The sequence below is a fragment of the Methylocaldum sp. RMAD-M genome, assembly GCF_017832375.1.
Classification (GTDB): Bacteria; Pseudomonadota; Gammaproteobacteria; order Methylococcales; family Methylococcaceae; genus Methylocaldum.
Genome location: NZ_JAFIBZ010000020.1, coordinates 36,393 through 51,416, shown reverse-complemented (window position 1 = coordinate 51,416; position 15,024 = coordinate 36,393). Strand labels below are relative to the sequence as shown.

Below are 15,024 nucleotides of genomic sequence, written 5' to 3'. Positions count from 1 at the left end.
AATTTCACCCCTTTTTACTCTTGAGGTTTGTTGATGAACATCATCGCCCGTATCGCTGAAGAGCTCGGCGTCCGAGAAAGACAGGTCCAGGCAGCCGTGGACCTGCTGGACGAAGGGGCCACGGTACCGTTTATCGCGCGCTACCGTAAAGAAGCGACGGGCGGTTTGGACGATACCCAGCTCAGAACCTTGGAAGTTCGGCTCTCTTATCTCCGCGAACTCGAGGACCGCCGCCAGATCATCCTGGACAGCATCCGAGAACAGGACAAGCTGACTCCGGAGCTGGAACAAGCCATTCTCGCCGCCGACACCAAGACCCTGCTGGAAGACCTTTACCTTCCCTACAAACCCAAACGGCGCACCAAGGCCCAAATCGCGCGGGAAGCCGGTCTGGAACCCCTGGCCGACGCCTTGCTTGGCGATCCGTCCCTGGTACCGGAGACGGAAGCACAGCAATACGTCGATGCGGACAAAGGCGTTCCCGACGTCGCGGCGGCGCTGGAAGGGGCAAGGCAAATCCTCATGGAACGGTTCGCCGAGCACGCCGGGCTTCTGGCCGAGCTGCGTGAACGAATTTGGAACGAGGGCATCCTCGCCTCGACGGTCGCCGATGGGAAAGAACAGGCCGGAGCGAAGTTCCGGGACTATTTCGATTTCGCCGAGCCTATCGCGAAGATCCCGTCCCATCGCGCGCTGGCCCTGTTCCGGGGACGCAACGAGGACGTGCTGGACCTGGCCCTGAAAGTCGGCAAGGATGAGGACGCCGCGCATAAAGCCGCGGAAAGCCTGATCGCGAGGACCTTCGGCATCGCCGACAAAGGGCGGCTCGCGGACCGCTGGCTGGCCGACACGGTGCATTACGCCTGGAAAGTCAAAATCCTGACCCGCATCGACCTCGACCTCAAGCAGCGCCTCCGCGAAGCCGCCGAAGCCGAGGCGATTCAGGTTTTCGCCAAGAACCTCAAGGATTTGCTGCTCGCGGCGCCCGCCGGCCCCCGCACCACCATGGGCCTGGATCCGGGGCTACGCACCGGCGTCAAGGTCGCGGTGGTGGACAAAACCGGCAAGCTGCTGGAAACCGCGACGATTTACCCCCACGTGCCGCAAAATCAGTGGGATCAATCGATCGCAACGCTGGCCCGGCTGATCGCCCAGCACGGCGTCGAACTGGTCGCCACGGGCAACGGCACCGCCTCCCGCGAGACCGATCAGCTGGTCGGCGATCTCATCAAGCGCCATCCCGAATTGAATATCACCAAGGTGATGGTGTCGGAGGCGGGGGCATCGGTTTATTCGGCGTCCGAGCTGGCCGCCAAGGAATTTCCGGATCTCGACGTCTCACTGCGCGGTGCCGTTTCGATCGCCCGCCGCTTGCAGGACCCCTTGGCCGAACTGGTAAAAATCGAACCCAAGGCCATAGGCGTCGGCCAATACCAGCACGATGTTAACCAGTCGCAGCTCTCTAAAAGCCTCGACGCGGTGGTCGAGGACTGCGTGAATGCCGTGGGCGTCGACGTGAACACGGCTTCGGCTTCGCTGCTCCGTTACGTTTCCGGACTGTCCCAGACCATCAGCCAGAACATCGTCGAATACCGAAACCAGAACGGCGCTTTCAACAGCCGCGAAGATCTCAAAAAAGTCCCGCGACTCGGAGAAAAAACCTTCGAGCAGGCGGCCGGATTTCTCCGCATCATGAACGGGAACAATCCGCTCGACACCTCGGCCGTGCACCCCGAGGCTTATCCGGTGGTGGAACGCATCATCGGCACCACCGGCAAGGATATCCGCGAATTGATCGGCAACGCGGCCTTCCTACGCGGCGTCAACGCCGAGAATTACACCGACGAACGCTTCGGCCTTCCGACCGTCACCGACATTCTGCGCGAGCTGGAAAAGCCCGGCCGCGATCCGCGTCCGGAATTCAAGACCGCACAGTTCAAGGAAGGCGTGGACAAGATCGAGGACCTCAAACCCGGCATGATGCTCGAAGGCGTCGTCACCAATGTCACCAATTTCGGCGCTTTCGTCGACATCGGCGTGCACCAGGACGGCCTGGTGCACATCTCGCACTTGTCCGACAAGTTCGTCAAAGACCCGCGCGAGGTGGTCAAGGCGGGAGACGTGGTGAAAGTGAAAGTGCTTGAAGTGGACGTACCGAGACGCCGCATCGGTCTGTCGATGAAAAAGGATGCGGCCCCCACTCCCGGTTCGGAGCGGGATTCGTCGCGCACCTCGGGTAGGACAGCCGAACCCAGAGCCAAAAAGCCACGGCAGGAACCCTCCTCCAAACCGCAAGGCGCCATGGCGGAGGCGTTGGCCAAAGCACTCCGGAAAGGCTGATAGTCATTACGCCGGTTACGGCGGCGCGACGGGTTCCAACGGAATCCCCCACCTCCCGGCGCTATAAGCCGCTTCTTATACGCGGCCGGTAACAGCCCCACCGGACGCGGTTTTACTCGCGCCCTAAGCGTTTTTCGCCACAGTGACCGGCGTAGACTGGGAAAACCGCCCCGCATGTGGTAGGTCGGCAATCCTTTGCCGGCGAAGGTGTCGGCAAAGGATTGCCGACCTACTTCGGGCGCTACGTCAAACCGGAAAATGCTCTAGTGCCTCAAGGATTGAGGAAAGCCAGCATGTTCCGCCTGTCGGCTCCCGACGGCAAGGGTTTGGACCTATCCGCAACCCACGCCGCGATATCGGCCCAAGGCTTGGCGGCGCTCAGATCGCGCAGCAGCAAATGGTAACCCTGCTCGTAAAGCGCGACACGGGCGGTCCCGGTTTTCGACAGCTTCTTCAGCATTAGGGAAACGGGCTCTTTGGGGATCACTTGGTCGTGCTCGCCATAGAGGACTAAAACCTCTTTATTCAGCTGCTCAACTCGCGAAAGCGCCTCGTCCATGAGATTGACCAGCCCGTAAATCGCATCGACTCGCGTCTCCTTTATGACCAGGGGATCGCGACCGAGACCGCGCAACATCTCGATATTGTCGGAAGGGAGAATCCCGAGGCTTTCCCCGGTCAACTGAAGCCAGGGCACGGTACTTACCGAAATCGAAAGCAAGGCCCGTTGATACCAGGGCATGGTGCTCCTGCCCCACACGGCCGGTGCCGAGAGAATGATCCCATCGGCCAGCGGAGGCCGTTCCGATGCCGTCGCAACAATCGCCAAGGCTCCGCCCATACTCTCGCCGAGGATATAAACCGGTTTGCCCGGATGGTTCTTGCCGACGAGTCGCGTGAATTGTCTCAGATCGTCGACATAGGCATCCATTCCGGCCCAGAGTCCTCGTCCCGGCGCGTTCCCGAAGCCTCTCTGATCGTAGGCGTACAAGGCAATTCCGTGCTCGCTCAGATAGCGGCCGGGCATGGTGAAAGCATTGCTGTAATCGTTGAAACCGTGGAGCGCCACGACCACCGCCTTGGCTTTGCCATCGTGAGGAAGCCAGGACCGCACCGGCAAAACGGCGCCATCCGTAGCGACGAAATGGGCTTTACGGAGCTGCGGTTCAACATGTTCGAGTCCCGTGGGATGGATGAGCGGCGTACAGCCACCGAGCAGCAGACATGGAAAAAGCACGAAGCAAGACAGGCGAAGAGTTTTCAAAGTCATGACGGGCATCAGAGTTGCGGACGGGTCCTATATTACCTTTGATTGCGACGGTTTGCCGAGGTTGCGCATTAATCTGTTCACCGCACTGGAATATATTGAACACTGTTTATTTTTGACCTAGACTTTCTTCTCGGAGGTGAACACCATGATAAAAATAATGCTTCGCTGGATTCTCGCCCGGCTGTTCCGCGTCAAAGTCGTCGGTCTCGAAAACTACCAAAAGGCGGGGGCTCGAGTCCTGATCGCCGCCAATCACTCGTCCTACCTCGACCCGATACTCTTGTGGGTCTTTCTGCCGGACGAGGTCACATTCGCGATCAATACCCACATCGCCCAGCACTGGTGGGTGCGGCCGGCTCTCAGGTTCGCCAAGGTGTTTCCGATGGACCCCACCCAGCCGCTGTCGGTCAAGGCCCTGACCCATTATCTGAAAGAGGACCGCAAAGCGGTGATTTTTCCGGAAGGACGCATCACGGTGACCGGAGCCTTGATGAAGATTTACGACGGCGCCGGGCTGATCGCCGAAAAATCCGGCGCAACGGTTCTGCCGATCCGAATCGACGGCACTCAATACACCATATTTTCCCATCTGCACGGGGTGGTGCGGCTGCGCTGGTTTCCGCCTATCACGCTGAACATTCTGCCGCCTCGCGAAGTCAGTCCGCCGTCGGAGATCACTGGTCCCGAGCGGCGGCATCAGGTCGGGCTCATGTTGTCCGATTTGATGAGCGAGATGATGTTCGAGACGAGCAATTACCGGCGGACGGTGTTCTCGGCCTTGCTCGACGCACGGAGGACTCACGGCGGCGGGCATCGCGTGCTCGAGGACGTACAGCGGAAACCCCTCAGCTATGATCGGCTGATCGCACAAGTCCTCGCCCTGGGCCGCAAACTGGCGGAAAAAACCGAAGACGGCGAAGCGGTAGGTCTCTTGCTGCCCAACCTGAGCGGTACGGTAGCCGCATTCCTGGGGCTTCAAGTTCACGGGCGCCTCCCCGCCATGCTGAATTTCAGCGCCGGCACCCGCAATCTCCTGTCGAGCTGCGCCACGGCGAAAATCAAGACCGTGGTCACGGCCCGTCGTTTCGTCGCCACGGCGAAATTGGAGGAATCCGTAGAGGCTTTGTCGGAAAAAGCGAGGGTGATCTATCTCGAAGACCTGGGCCGGGAGCTGGGCGCCTGGGACAAGTTCAGGGCTTTCCTCGCCGCGCTCACCGCCGATTACTGGTACCGCGGCCGGCGCAACCCGGATGATCCGGCGGTAATTCTGTTCACCTCCGGTTCGGAGGGCGAACCGAAAGGCGTCATGCTTTCCCATACCAACCTCCTCTCCAACCGCGAACAGCTCGCCGCACGCTTCGATTTCAATGCCCAGGACGTCATCCTCAACGTCCTGCCCGTCTTTCACGCCTTCGGTTTGACCGCCGGCACGCTGCTGCCCTTGCTGTCCGGCATGCGCCTGTTCCTGTATCCCTCGCCTTTGCATTACCGAATCATTCCCGAAGTGGCCTACGACATCAACGCCACGATCCTGTTCGGCACCAATACCTTTCTCCACGGTTATGCAAAGCATGCCCATCCCTACGATTTCTATAGCGTGCGCTATGTCTTCGCCGGCGCGGAAAAACTGCAAGCCGATACCCGCAAGCTTTGGGCCGAGAAATTCGGACTCCGCGTACTGGAAGGCTACGGGGCCACGGAAACTTCGCCGGTATTATCCGCCAATACGCCCATGTACTACCGGGAAGGCACGGTGGGGCGCTTTTTCCCCGGCATCCAATGGCGGCTGGAAGAGGTTCCCGGCGTAACCGAGGGAGGGCGCCTCCACGTGACCGGCCCCAACGTCATGCTGGGCTATCTCCGCCCCGGGCATTCGGGCGAACTCGAGCCGCCCGCCTCGCAGTATGGACTCGGCTGGTACGACACCGGCGATATCGTCCGCATCGACGAGGAAGGTTTCGTCAGCATTCTCGGCCGCGTCAAACGGTTCGCCAAGATCGGCGGGGAAATGGTGTCGCTTAACGCGGTCGAAGAGCTGGCCGCGCGAATTTGGCCGGGACAGCGGCACGCGGCGGTTGCGCTGTCCGACCCCAAGAAAGGCGAAAAGATCGTACTCGCCACCGAGTACCGGAACGCCGATCGCGCCGAACTAACAGCCCGAGCACAGCAGGAAGGTGTCGGCGAACTCTGTCTGCCCAAGGATATCCGGGTGCTCAAGGAACTGCCTCTGCTTGCCACCGGCAAGGTGGATTATCCGGCGCTTACCGGGTTCGTCCGGGAAGGGAGCGAATCATGAACCGGGGACTTCGTTCGCTGATCGCTGCGCAGTTTCTCTCCGCGTTCTCGGACAACGCCATGCTCTTCACGGTCATCGCCATCGTGCTGCAAAGCGGTGATCGCGGCCCCTGGTATGTCCCGGCCCTGCAAAGCGTTTTCCTGGTGGCGTTCGTGATGCTGACGCCCTGGGTCGGAGCGTTCGCCGACCGGCATTCGAAGCCGAAGGTTCTTATTTTGGCGAATGTCGTCAAGGCACTCGGCGGACTTCTGATACTGCTCGGCGTCGAGCCTCTGATCGGCTATGCCGTCGTCGGCGTGGGTGCGGCAACCTATAGCCCCGCCAAATACGGGATCTTGCCCGAATTAGCCGATCACACGCGGTTGGTCAGGATCAACAGTTGGATCGAAGGCGCGACCATCGCCGCGATCCTGCTGGGCACCGTGATCGGAGCAAAGCTCGCCGATGCCTCGATCGATCTGGCGCTGAGCTCGATCATCGCGTTTTATGTTATTTCCGCCGGGGTTACGCTCCTCTTGCCCAAGCTGCCGGCACGCGGCGCGCGCCCCGGTTCGTCCTTGACCAAACTGGTGCACGTAATCAAAGAGCTATTGAAATCAGAACGTGCCCGGTTAGTTCTAATCGCCCTGAGCTTGTTCTGGGCCTCTGCCGCCACTCTGAGAATTATTCTCGTAACCTGGGCGCCGCAAGTGCTCGATACGCAAACCGCGGGGGAAATCGCGCAGCTGACCCTGTTTCTCGCCGTCGGCATCGTCATTGGCTCAGGTATAGTCCCGCGCCTAATTCCCCTGGAGCACATCCGGCGTGCACGGCTTGCCGCGTATGCGCTGAGCCTATTTTTTCTGCTCCTGGCCGGTGTCGATAGCCTGTGGCCGGCCAGAGCGACGCTGCTGGCCATCGGCATCGCCGGTGGCCTGTTCGTCGTGCCGCTTAACGCGGCGATCCAGCAGATCGGTCATCATACCGTCGGCAGCGGCGGCGCCGTGGCGGTCCAGAATTTCTTTCAGAACGCCGCGATGCTGGTGAGCATGGGGATTTATACCTTCGCGTCGACTCAGGGCATCGGCCCGGTGGCTGCGATTCTCGCCCTGGGCGTGGTTGTCCTGGCCATGACGGTGCTAGTTTCCTGGTGCCTGCCGCGGCAACCGGCGGTGTAGCAGGCATACCTACAACTCCGCGGCGCGCCGTTCGCCTTCGGCCACATCGACATTCCAGAGCAGCGCGCCGCCCAGGGTAAAGAGCACCAGCAAGGAGAGTATCGAAAGTCTCGGTTCGCCGGTGGCATGGCTGACGATCCCCACCAGCACGGGACCCAGAACCGCCGCGAACTTGCTGAGCAGGTTGAAAAAACCGAAGAATTCGCCGGACTTTTCTTTCGGAATGAGGCGCGCGTAAAGCGCACGGCTGAGAGCCTGAACGCCGCCCTGGACCAAGCCTATGCCCACCGCGATCCCGTAAAACTCCCACTGCCGGCTCATGACGGAACCCCAAACCACCAGCAACGCATACGTCGCGAGTCCCGCGAGAATGCCGGATTTGGCGCCGAAGCGCTGACCGAGCCAGCCGTAAGCAAGCGTTGCCGGAACGCCGACGGCTTGCGTGATGAGCAAGGCCAACATCAGCCCGCCGGCATCGAAGCCGATCGCCAGCGCGTAGTCCACCGCCATGTGGACGATGGTGTCCACGCCATCGATGTAAAGCCAGTAAGCGCCCAAGAACAGCATGACGATCTTCAACCGCCGGACATGCCGGAAGGTTTCCCGAAGCTGTATCAACCCATACTTGACGGCGTTGGCACCGCTGGCACACCGGGGAGGCGGCTCCCGAACGACGAACAGCAAAGGAAGGGTGAACACGAACCACCATACGGCCACGGACAGGAACGACATTCGGACTGCGGCGGACGCATCCGCAAGACCGAACCACTCCGGCTTTTGCGTCATCAGAATGTTGACGGCGAAGAGCGCGCCACCGCCGAGATAGCCCATCCCCACCCCGAAGGCGGATACATGCTCGAAGCGGGCGGGAATCGTCACCGAAGGCAACAGCGCGTCGTAAAAAACCATTCCGGTGGAAAACCCCACGAGCCCGAGGCCGAATAGGGTAAGCGCCAATTCCCAGGCTCCCTGCTCGATCCAGAAGAGTCCTGCGGTCATGGTAATGCCGATGAACGCGCAAAGCGCGAGCAAAGGCTTCTTCCACCCCCCGGCGTCCGACAGCGATCCGAGCACCGGCGCCAGAACCAGCGCGACCAAAGCGCCTACAGAACTTACCGCCCCCAGCCAAAAGGTGCTTTCCGTCACCGGCAGCGCGCTCGCCCAAAACTGCTTGAAAAAGACCGGAAAAAAAGCCGCCATCACCGTCGTGGCGAACGACGAGGTCGCCACGTCGTAGAGAGCCCACGCCCGTTCGCGGGAGCGAAGCGAAGTCGAGTCGGAAATATCCATATTGGTATTAGAGTGAGTAAACAAAAGCGACGATCACTTCTTTCTTAGAATTCCGCCGTCATTTTTTCACGGAAAAACGGATGAACCCGGCGGAATATCACCTGTATCGACAAATGCTTTTTCCGCCCGGCAACGGGCACGATCAGAATGAACGGTGGTCTTTATTAAAACACGTTCCGATTGCGCCGCTCTGGCCCAAGGCAATCCCATGCAAAACAGCAGAATCACGCCGATGAAGCTGATTGACCATTATCGCTGTCACGGCTTGAAAGATGGAAGATCCGGCGTTTTTATTGTCGCGCCGTCTTGCGGTTTCCTTTGCTTGATTCTGCAGCGCTCGGCCTGTACGTCCATTGTTCTTGAGGTAAGGCGACAGACTGTCGAACTGCGTGCCCTTGCCCGTTCGGGATTATAATGTTCTCTTCTTGACGAATCGGCCTATCTGTCATGAATTTGCGCGAAGACGCCCCGTCCTTCGACATCAAAGCTTTCCTCGAAACTCTGACCCAGCTACCTGGTGTTTACAGGATGCTGGATGACAAGGGTGAAGTGATTTACGTCGGCAAGGCGAAAAACCTGAAAAAGCGGGTATCCAGCTATTTTTCGGGCAAAGACTGTTCGCCCAAGCAGCAAGCCATGGTGGCACGGATATGCTCGATCGACGTGAGGGTGACGCACACCGAGGGCGAGGCGCTCCTTCTGGAAAGCCAGCTCATCAAGCGCCACAAGCCGCGCTACAACATCAATCTGCGCGACGACAAGAGCTATCCTTATATTTATGTTTCGACCCATCAGCCTTTTCCTCGCATTACCTTCCATCGTGGCGCCAAGAGCAAGCTCGGCCGCTACTTCGGGCCTTATCCGAGCGCCAGCGCGGTGCGGGAAAGCTTAAAGTTGCTGCAGAAGATCTTTCCCGTGCGTCAGTGCCAGGATTCTTACTTCCAAAACCGCTCTCGCCCCTGCCTGCAATACCAAATCGAACGCTGTACCGCGCCCTGCGTGGATCTGATCGATCGTGAAACATACGCCCAGGACGTGCAGGATACCGTCATGTTCCTGGAGGGAAACGGCAAGCGGCTGATCGACGATTTGGCGGGACGCATGGAAAAAGCCGCGGCCGATCTCCATTTCGAGCGAGCGGCGCGCTATCGCGACCAGATCGCGAGTCTGAGAACGGTCTTGGCAAAACAGGCGGTACACGGCGAACACGGCGATATCGACATCATCGCCTGCGCAATCAAGGGCAACGTCGCCTGCGTACAGATGTTGTTCATTCGCGGCGGACAGCAAATCGGCGACCGCGCCTACTTCCCCAGCATGCTGGAGGAGCACGATCCGGGCAGCATCCTGGCGGCGTTCATCCCTCAGTTTTACCTTGGGAAACAGGTTCCCCGAGAAATCCTCATCAGCCATCCGATCGAGGATGCCGAGCTAGTCGCAGAAGTGCTCGCCAGCCAATCCGGCCATGCCGTGCAGATCGCGGCGCGGCTCCGCGGCGAACGTCAGAAACGCCTGCAGCTGGCGCTCATCAATGCCGAGAACGCCTTGAATGCGAAATTGGCGAATCGGCAGGACCTGTATGCGCGCTTTCTCAGTCTGGGCGAGGCCCTACATTGCCCGGAACCGCCGAAACGCCTGGAATGCTTCGACATCAGCCATACCCAGGGCGACCAAACCGTCGCATCCTGCGTGGTGTTCGACCGGCAAGGTGCGGTCAAATCCGCTTACCGCCGCTTCAACATCGAGGGCGTTACGCCCGGTGACGACTACGGCGCCCTGGCGCAAGCGGTTTCGCGGCGTTATCAGCGAATCAAGCAAGGCGAGATCGAAGCGCCGGACATCCTGTTCATCGACGGCGGAAAAGGCCAGGTCAATGCCGTGCGCGAGGTTTTGCGCGAACTCGGAATGAATAGCATTCGCACTGTCGGAGTAGCCAAGGGTCCCGATCGTAAACCGGGAATGGAAACCCTCTTCCCGGCGGGCTCGTCCGATGCCATCATTCTGCCCAGCCACTCGCCCGCCCTGCTACTGATTCAGCAGATTCGCGACGAAGCCCACCGTTTCGCCATCACAGGGCATCGTCAACGACGCGCCAAAGCCCGAAAACAGTCCACTCTCGACGATATCGCGGGACTGGGTCCGAAGCGGCGCCAGCAACTGTTGCGGCAATTCGGCGGCCTCAGGGAAATCAGCCGTGCCGGCGTGGACGCCCTGAGCAGCGTCGAAGGCATCAGCGCTCAATTGGCAAAGCGCATTTATGAAACGTTCCACGAGAGAGAAAGCTGAACATGGAGTTGAATCTCCCCACCAACTTGACGTTACTTCGGATCGTGTTGATTCCGGTCCTGGTCGTCTTTTTCTATCTACCGTGGAGTGGCGCCCACATCGCCTGCGCGTTGATTTTTGCAGTCGCCGCCGTAACCGACTGGTTGGATGGTTATCTGGCCCGCAAAATGAGCCAAACCACCCGCTTCGGGGCATTTCTCGATCCCGTCGCCGACAAGCTGATGGTGGCCGTCACGCTGGTCTTGATCGTCCAGGCCGACCCCAGTCCTTACGTAGCCATCGCTGCCGCGGTCATCATCGGACGCGAAATCACGATCGCCTCTCTGCGCGAATGGATGGCGGAAGTCGGACAGCGCAAGCGCGTGGAAGTATCTTGGCTGGGCAAATGGAAAACGACCGCCCAGATGCTCGCGATAGTCACGCTCCTGCTGAGCATGGATGTCTGGCTAGGTTTTCTAAAAAACCTCGGGCAGTTGTTTCTGCTGATATCCGCCATACTGACGCTCTGGTCGATGGTCAATTATCTGAAGGCCGCACTGCCAGTGCTCAAAGGCGATAACGAAGAGTTGACAAAGCCTCCAGTGATACCTAAAATTCCAACTCTCAACAGCACGACGCGGGAATAGCTCAGTTGGTAGAGCACAACCTTGCCAAGGTTGGGGTCGCGAGTTCGAGTCTCGTTTCCCGCTCCAAATTCAGAAAGCCGCGATAAGAGACGCGGCTTTTTACTTTGGCAAGCCCACTTAGGCTGAGTGGCAGAGTGGTCATGCAGCGGCCTGCAAAGCCGTGGACGCCGGTTCGATTCCGACCTCAGCCTCCATAAAATCCCACCAAAATCATATAGATATCAAGATATCGGCGCGATACCGCCGATATTTTTTATTGCCAATACCCACCAAAAACAGGTAAAAATCGGACAAAAATCGCTTCAGGTGTGGCAGAAACCACACGGAAGCGGACAAAAAGTCCGTCGACGCCAGTTCAAGGGGGGTACCGTGGCTACGATCCGTCAGCGAGTAGGTCGGGAATCCTTTCCCGACGACACGTCAGGCCGAGCGTCTTCGTCGGCAAAGGATTGCCGACCTACGAATGCTTGTGTAAAGGAGTCAGGCTTTGGTTATTTGCCTTAGGCTCGATGGTTAGAGCATTCGTTTCCGGCCGCGCTTCATTTCATCCAGCAGCCAGCAGCCGCTCATTGACGCTTCGCGCGTGTTCGATGTCCCAGATCCGGATCGCTTCCTCGAGTTCGACCTTGCCTTCGTTGACCATTTTGCAAAGGCCGGCTCGTAGGGCATGGCGCTTGATGATGAGCGGATCTTCGGGGGTGTCGGCCAAGTGCTTTTCCCATTCCGCCGCCTTTTGCGGATCTTTGTAGTAGTTGACCCAGCCTTCTTCGGCCCGGAGGCCGAAGGATACGGCCAGCATCAAAATCAAAAGCGCTTTCATTCGTCGATCGCCAAATCAGCTCCCGCTTTTAGCCCAGCTTCAATAAGAAACCCGGCCGCGGGGTGCCAGCCGGGTATCTAGCATGCTGCGAGCTACAAGACTCGCTCGCTATTGCATCGCTTTCTGCCTCACCGCACTGGTGCTTACATGATGGCTCTCAAGATATATCCATGGCTGAATCAGAGTGGCAGAGAGCTCTATCATCAACGTATCCAGATTATTGGCATATTGTCGGACGCTGAATAAGGGTGGAGGGAAGAGCCGCCACCAGCATATCCAGATCATTGCATCCGATCTGGTCGTTGCTGACGAGATTTAAGTACCCCAAAGCGTGCAGTTGAGTGAGTGGCCAGACGTCCACTAGAGCATTGCTCGACAGATCCAGTTCTTTGAGTTGGCTGAAGTTTGGGCCATTCGGGCCTGGGCTCGCGAAGACCTGAATATTGTCGATGCCGTTGCCCGCGACGTTGAGCCGGGTCAGCGTGCTGCCAAACGGCATGAGGAAGTCGAGGCTCTTGCCGCCGTTGGAATCGGTGAGATGGGTATTGCCCAGATCCAATTCCACCAGAGGGTAAGGCTTACCGGTCTCCCAATTCGTTAGCGGCCCGAGGTTGCTGAACGAGCCGATCTCGATACCGTTGAGCCCCAGGCTGGTCAGCCCCCGGTTCATGTCGATCACGGGACGTACTTGCCAGATGGCAAGGCTTTGGTTGCCGGAGAGATTGAGCTTGGTCAGTTGATGCAGCGGACTAAGCGGCCAGACGTCCATCAGGGCGTTTTTCGATAGGTCCAGCTCTTTGAGTTGGCTGAAGTTTGGACCGTTCGATCCCCAACTCGCAAAAACCTGAATGTTATCGATGTCGTTGCCCGCGACGTTAAGCCGAGTCAGCGTGCCACCAAACGGCATCAGGAAGTCGAGACTCTTGCCGCCGTTGGGATCAGTCAGGTGAGTGTTGCCCAAGTCCAGTTCCGTCAAAGCGTAAGGCTTGCCCGTCTCCCAATTGGTCAGCGGTCCGAGGTTATCGAATGAGCCAATCTCGATACCGTTGAGCCCCAGACTGGTCAACCCCCGGTTCATGTCGATCACCGGGCGTACTTGCCAAATGGCGAGGTTCGGATTGCCCGAGAGGTTGAGCTTGGTCAGATTGTGCAGCGGGCCGAGGGGCCAGACGTCCACCAGAGCATTGTTCGACAAATCCAATTCGCTCAGCTGGACAAAGCTCGGGCCGTTCGGTCCCCAGTTGGCAAAGACCTGGATATTGTTAATGCCATTGCCGGCGACGTTGAGCCGGGTCAGCGTGCTGCCAAACGGCATGAGAAAGTCTAGGCTCTTGCCGCCATTGAGGTCGGTCAGGTGAGTGTTGCCCAGATCCAGCTCCGTCAAAGCGTAAGGCTTACCGGTCTCCCAATTGGTCAGCGGTCCGAGGTTATCAAATGAGCCGATCTCGATACCATTGAGCCCCAGACTGGTCAGTCCCCGGTTCATGTCGATCACGGGACGCACCTGCCAGATAGCCAGGCTCTGGTTGCCCGAGAGGTTGAGCTTGGTCAGCTGATGCAGCGCGCTGAGAGGGGCTACATCAATCAGGGCGTTATTCGACAGGTCCAGCTCCCTAAGTTGCATGAAGTTCGGGTTGTACGAAGAACCCCAGCTTCCCAAGACGTGGATGCTGTCAATGCCGTTGCCGGCGACGTTGAGCCGGGTCAGCGTGCTGCCAAACGGCATGAGAAAGTCGAGGCTCTTGCCGCCATTGAGATCGGTCAGGTGAGTGTTGCCCAAGTCCAGTTCCTGTAAAGCATAAGGCTGTCCAGTCTCCCAGTTGGTCAGCGGCCCGAGGTTGTCGAACGGGCCGATCTCGATACCGTTGAGCCCCAGACTGGTCAATCCCTGGTTCATGTCGATCACGGGACGCACCTGCCAGATGGCAAGGTTCTGATTACCGGAGAGATTGAGCTTGGTCAGATTGTGCAGCGGACTAAGCGGCCAGACGTCCACTAGAGCATTGTTCGACAGATCCAGCTCTTTGAGTTGGTTGAAGTTTGGACCGTTCGATCCCCAACTCGCGAAGACCTGAATGTTATCGATGCCATTGCCCGCGACGTTGAGCCGGGTCAGCGTGCCGGCAAACGGCATGAGAAAGTCGAGGCTATGGCCGCCGTTGAGATCGGTCAGGTGGGTATTGCCTAGATCCAATTCCGCCAGCGCGTAGGGCTGACCGGTATGCGGGTTGGTCAGCGGTCCCAGGTTGTCGAACGAGCCGATCTCGATGCCGTTGAGCCCTAGACTAGTTAGTTCCCAACTCATGTCGATCACCGGGCGCACTTGCATGAGCGCCACGCGACGGTTGCCGGAAAGATTGAGCTTAGTCAGATTGTGTAGCGACGTGAGGGGGACTACCTCGATAAGAGCATTGTTCGATAGATCCAGCTCTCGGAGTTGGCTGAAATTCGGGCTATTCAGGTTCCAGTTCCAGCTTCCCAAGACCTGGATATTGTTAATGCCGTTGCCGGCGACATTGAGGCGGGTCAGCGTGCTGCCAAACGGCATCAGGAAGTCGAGGCTCTTGCCGCCGTTGGGATCGGTCAGGTGAGTGTTGCCCAGATCCAGCTCCGTCAAGGCGTAAGGCTCGCCCGTCTCCCAATTGATCAGCGGCCCGAGGTTGTCAAACGAGCCGATCTCGATGCCGTTGAGTCCCAAGCTGCTTAGTCCCCGGTTCATGTCGATCACCGGGCGCACCTGCCAAATGGCCAGAGTCGAATTACCGGAGAGATTAAGCTTGGTTAAGGTTTGCAGTGAAGCGAGTGGCCAGACGTCCTGAATATTATTCTTGCTCAAGTCGAGCTCAGTAAGACTGAAAAGCCCCTCCAATCCTTCCAATCTAATGATATTCCGACCGGGACACTCCAACTGGACTACCTGCTCAACGTACTGCCAACCG

9 protein-coding genes and 2 tRNA genes are annotated in these 15,024 nt (G+C 58.6%); 7 read left to right on the top strand and 4 right to left on the bottom strand.

Annotated elements, in window-relative coordinates; all coding sequences use genetic code 11:
• Positions 1-33 precede the first annotated feature (33 nt).
• A complete protein-coding gene (locus JOD69_RS17130) occupies positions 34-2,340 on the top strand; it encodes a Tex family protein (RefSeq protein ID WP_086133542.1) in 2,307 nt (768 codons plus the stop codon).
• A gap of 271 nt (positions 2,341-2,611) precedes the next feature.
• Here JOD69_RS17130 and JOD69_RS17125 read toward each other — a convergent pair whose 3' ends face one another.
• The gene (locus tag JOD69_RS17125) at positions 2,612-3,610 is read right to left on the bottom strand and encodes an alpha/beta hydrolase (RefSeq protein ID WP_240506827.1); all 999 of its coding nucleotides are present in this window, start codon (positions 3,608-3,610) and stop codon (positions 2,612-2,614) included.
• 145 nt (positions 3,611-3,755) lie between these two features.
• Here JOD69_RS17125 and JOD69_RS17120 point away from each other — a divergent pair, with 145 nt between their 5' ends.
• Entirely contained in the window at positions 3,756-5,906 is a 2,151-nt protein-coding gene (locus JOD69_RS17120) for an AMP-binding protein (RefSeq protein WP_086133540.1), read from the top strand.
• Complete coding sequence (gene lplT / locus JOD69_RS17115; RefSeq protein ID WP_077732485.1) at positions 5,903-7,063, top strand: lysophospholipid transporter LplT; 1,161 nt, start codon at positions 5,903-5,905, stop codon at positions 7,061-7,063. Before JOD69_RS17120 ends, lplT begins: the two co-directional genes overlap by 4 nt.
• Positions 7,064-7,072: 9 nt before the next feature.
• On the opposite strand, the gene JOD69_RS17110 is transcribed toward lplT, so the two are convergent.
• A complete protein-coding gene (locus tag JOD69_RS17110) occupies positions 7,073-8,377 on the bottom strand; it encodes an MFS transporter (protein WP_210024085.1) in 1,305 nt (434 codons plus the stop codon).
• Positions 8,378-8,800: 423 nt separating this feature from the next.
• Here JOD69_RS17110 and uvrC point away from each other — a divergent pair, with 423 nt between their 5' ends.
• The 4 genes from uvrC (at position 8,801) to JOD69_RS17090 (ending at position 11,459) form a co-directional block, all read left to right on the top strand.
• The gene (uvrC, locus tag JOD69_RS17105; RefSeq protein ID WP_086133538.1) at positions 8,801-10,639 is read left to right on the top strand and encodes an excinuclease ABC subunit UvrC; all 1,839 of its coding nucleotides are present in this window, start codon (positions 8,801-8,803) and stop codon (positions 10,637-10,639) included.
• A gap of 2 nt (positions 10,640-10,641) precedes the next feature.
• A complete protein-coding gene (gene pgsA / locus JOD69_RS17100; RefSeq protein ID WP_077732488.1) occupies positions 10,642-11,265 on the top strand; it encodes a CDP-diacylglycerol--glycerol-3-phosphate 3-phosphatidyltransferase in 624 nt (207 codons plus the stop codon).
• A tRNA-Gly gene (locus JOD69_RS17095) sits at positions 11,256-11,331 on the top strand. The genes pgsA and JOD69_RS17095 overlap by 10 nt, the downstream gene beginning before the upstream one ends.
• 54 nt (positions 11,332-11,385) lie before the next feature.
• A tRNA-Cys gene (locus JOD69_RS17090) sits at positions 11,386-11,459 on the top strand.
• A 350-nt stretch (positions 11,460-11,809) separates the two neighbouring features.
• On the opposite strand, the gene JOD69_RS17085 is transcribed toward JOD69_RS17090, so the two are convergent.
• On the bottom strand, positions 11,810-12,085 hold the full coding sequence (locus tag JOD69_RS17085; RefSeq protein WP_086133537.1) for a hypothetical protein: 276 nt from the start codon (positions 12,083-12,085) through the stop codon (positions 11,810-11,812).
• A 217-nt stretch (positions 12,086-12,302) separates the two neighbouring features.
• Positions 12,303-14,921 carry a leucine-rich repeat domain-containing protein gene (locus JOD69_RS17080; RefSeq protein ID WP_168183758.1) on the bottom strand — a complete coding sequence of 873 codons (2,619 nt, stop codon included), beginning with the start codon at positions 14,919-14,921 and terminating at the stop codon, positions 12,303-12,305.
• Between the last annotated feature and the right edge of the window lie 103 nt (positions 14,922-15,024).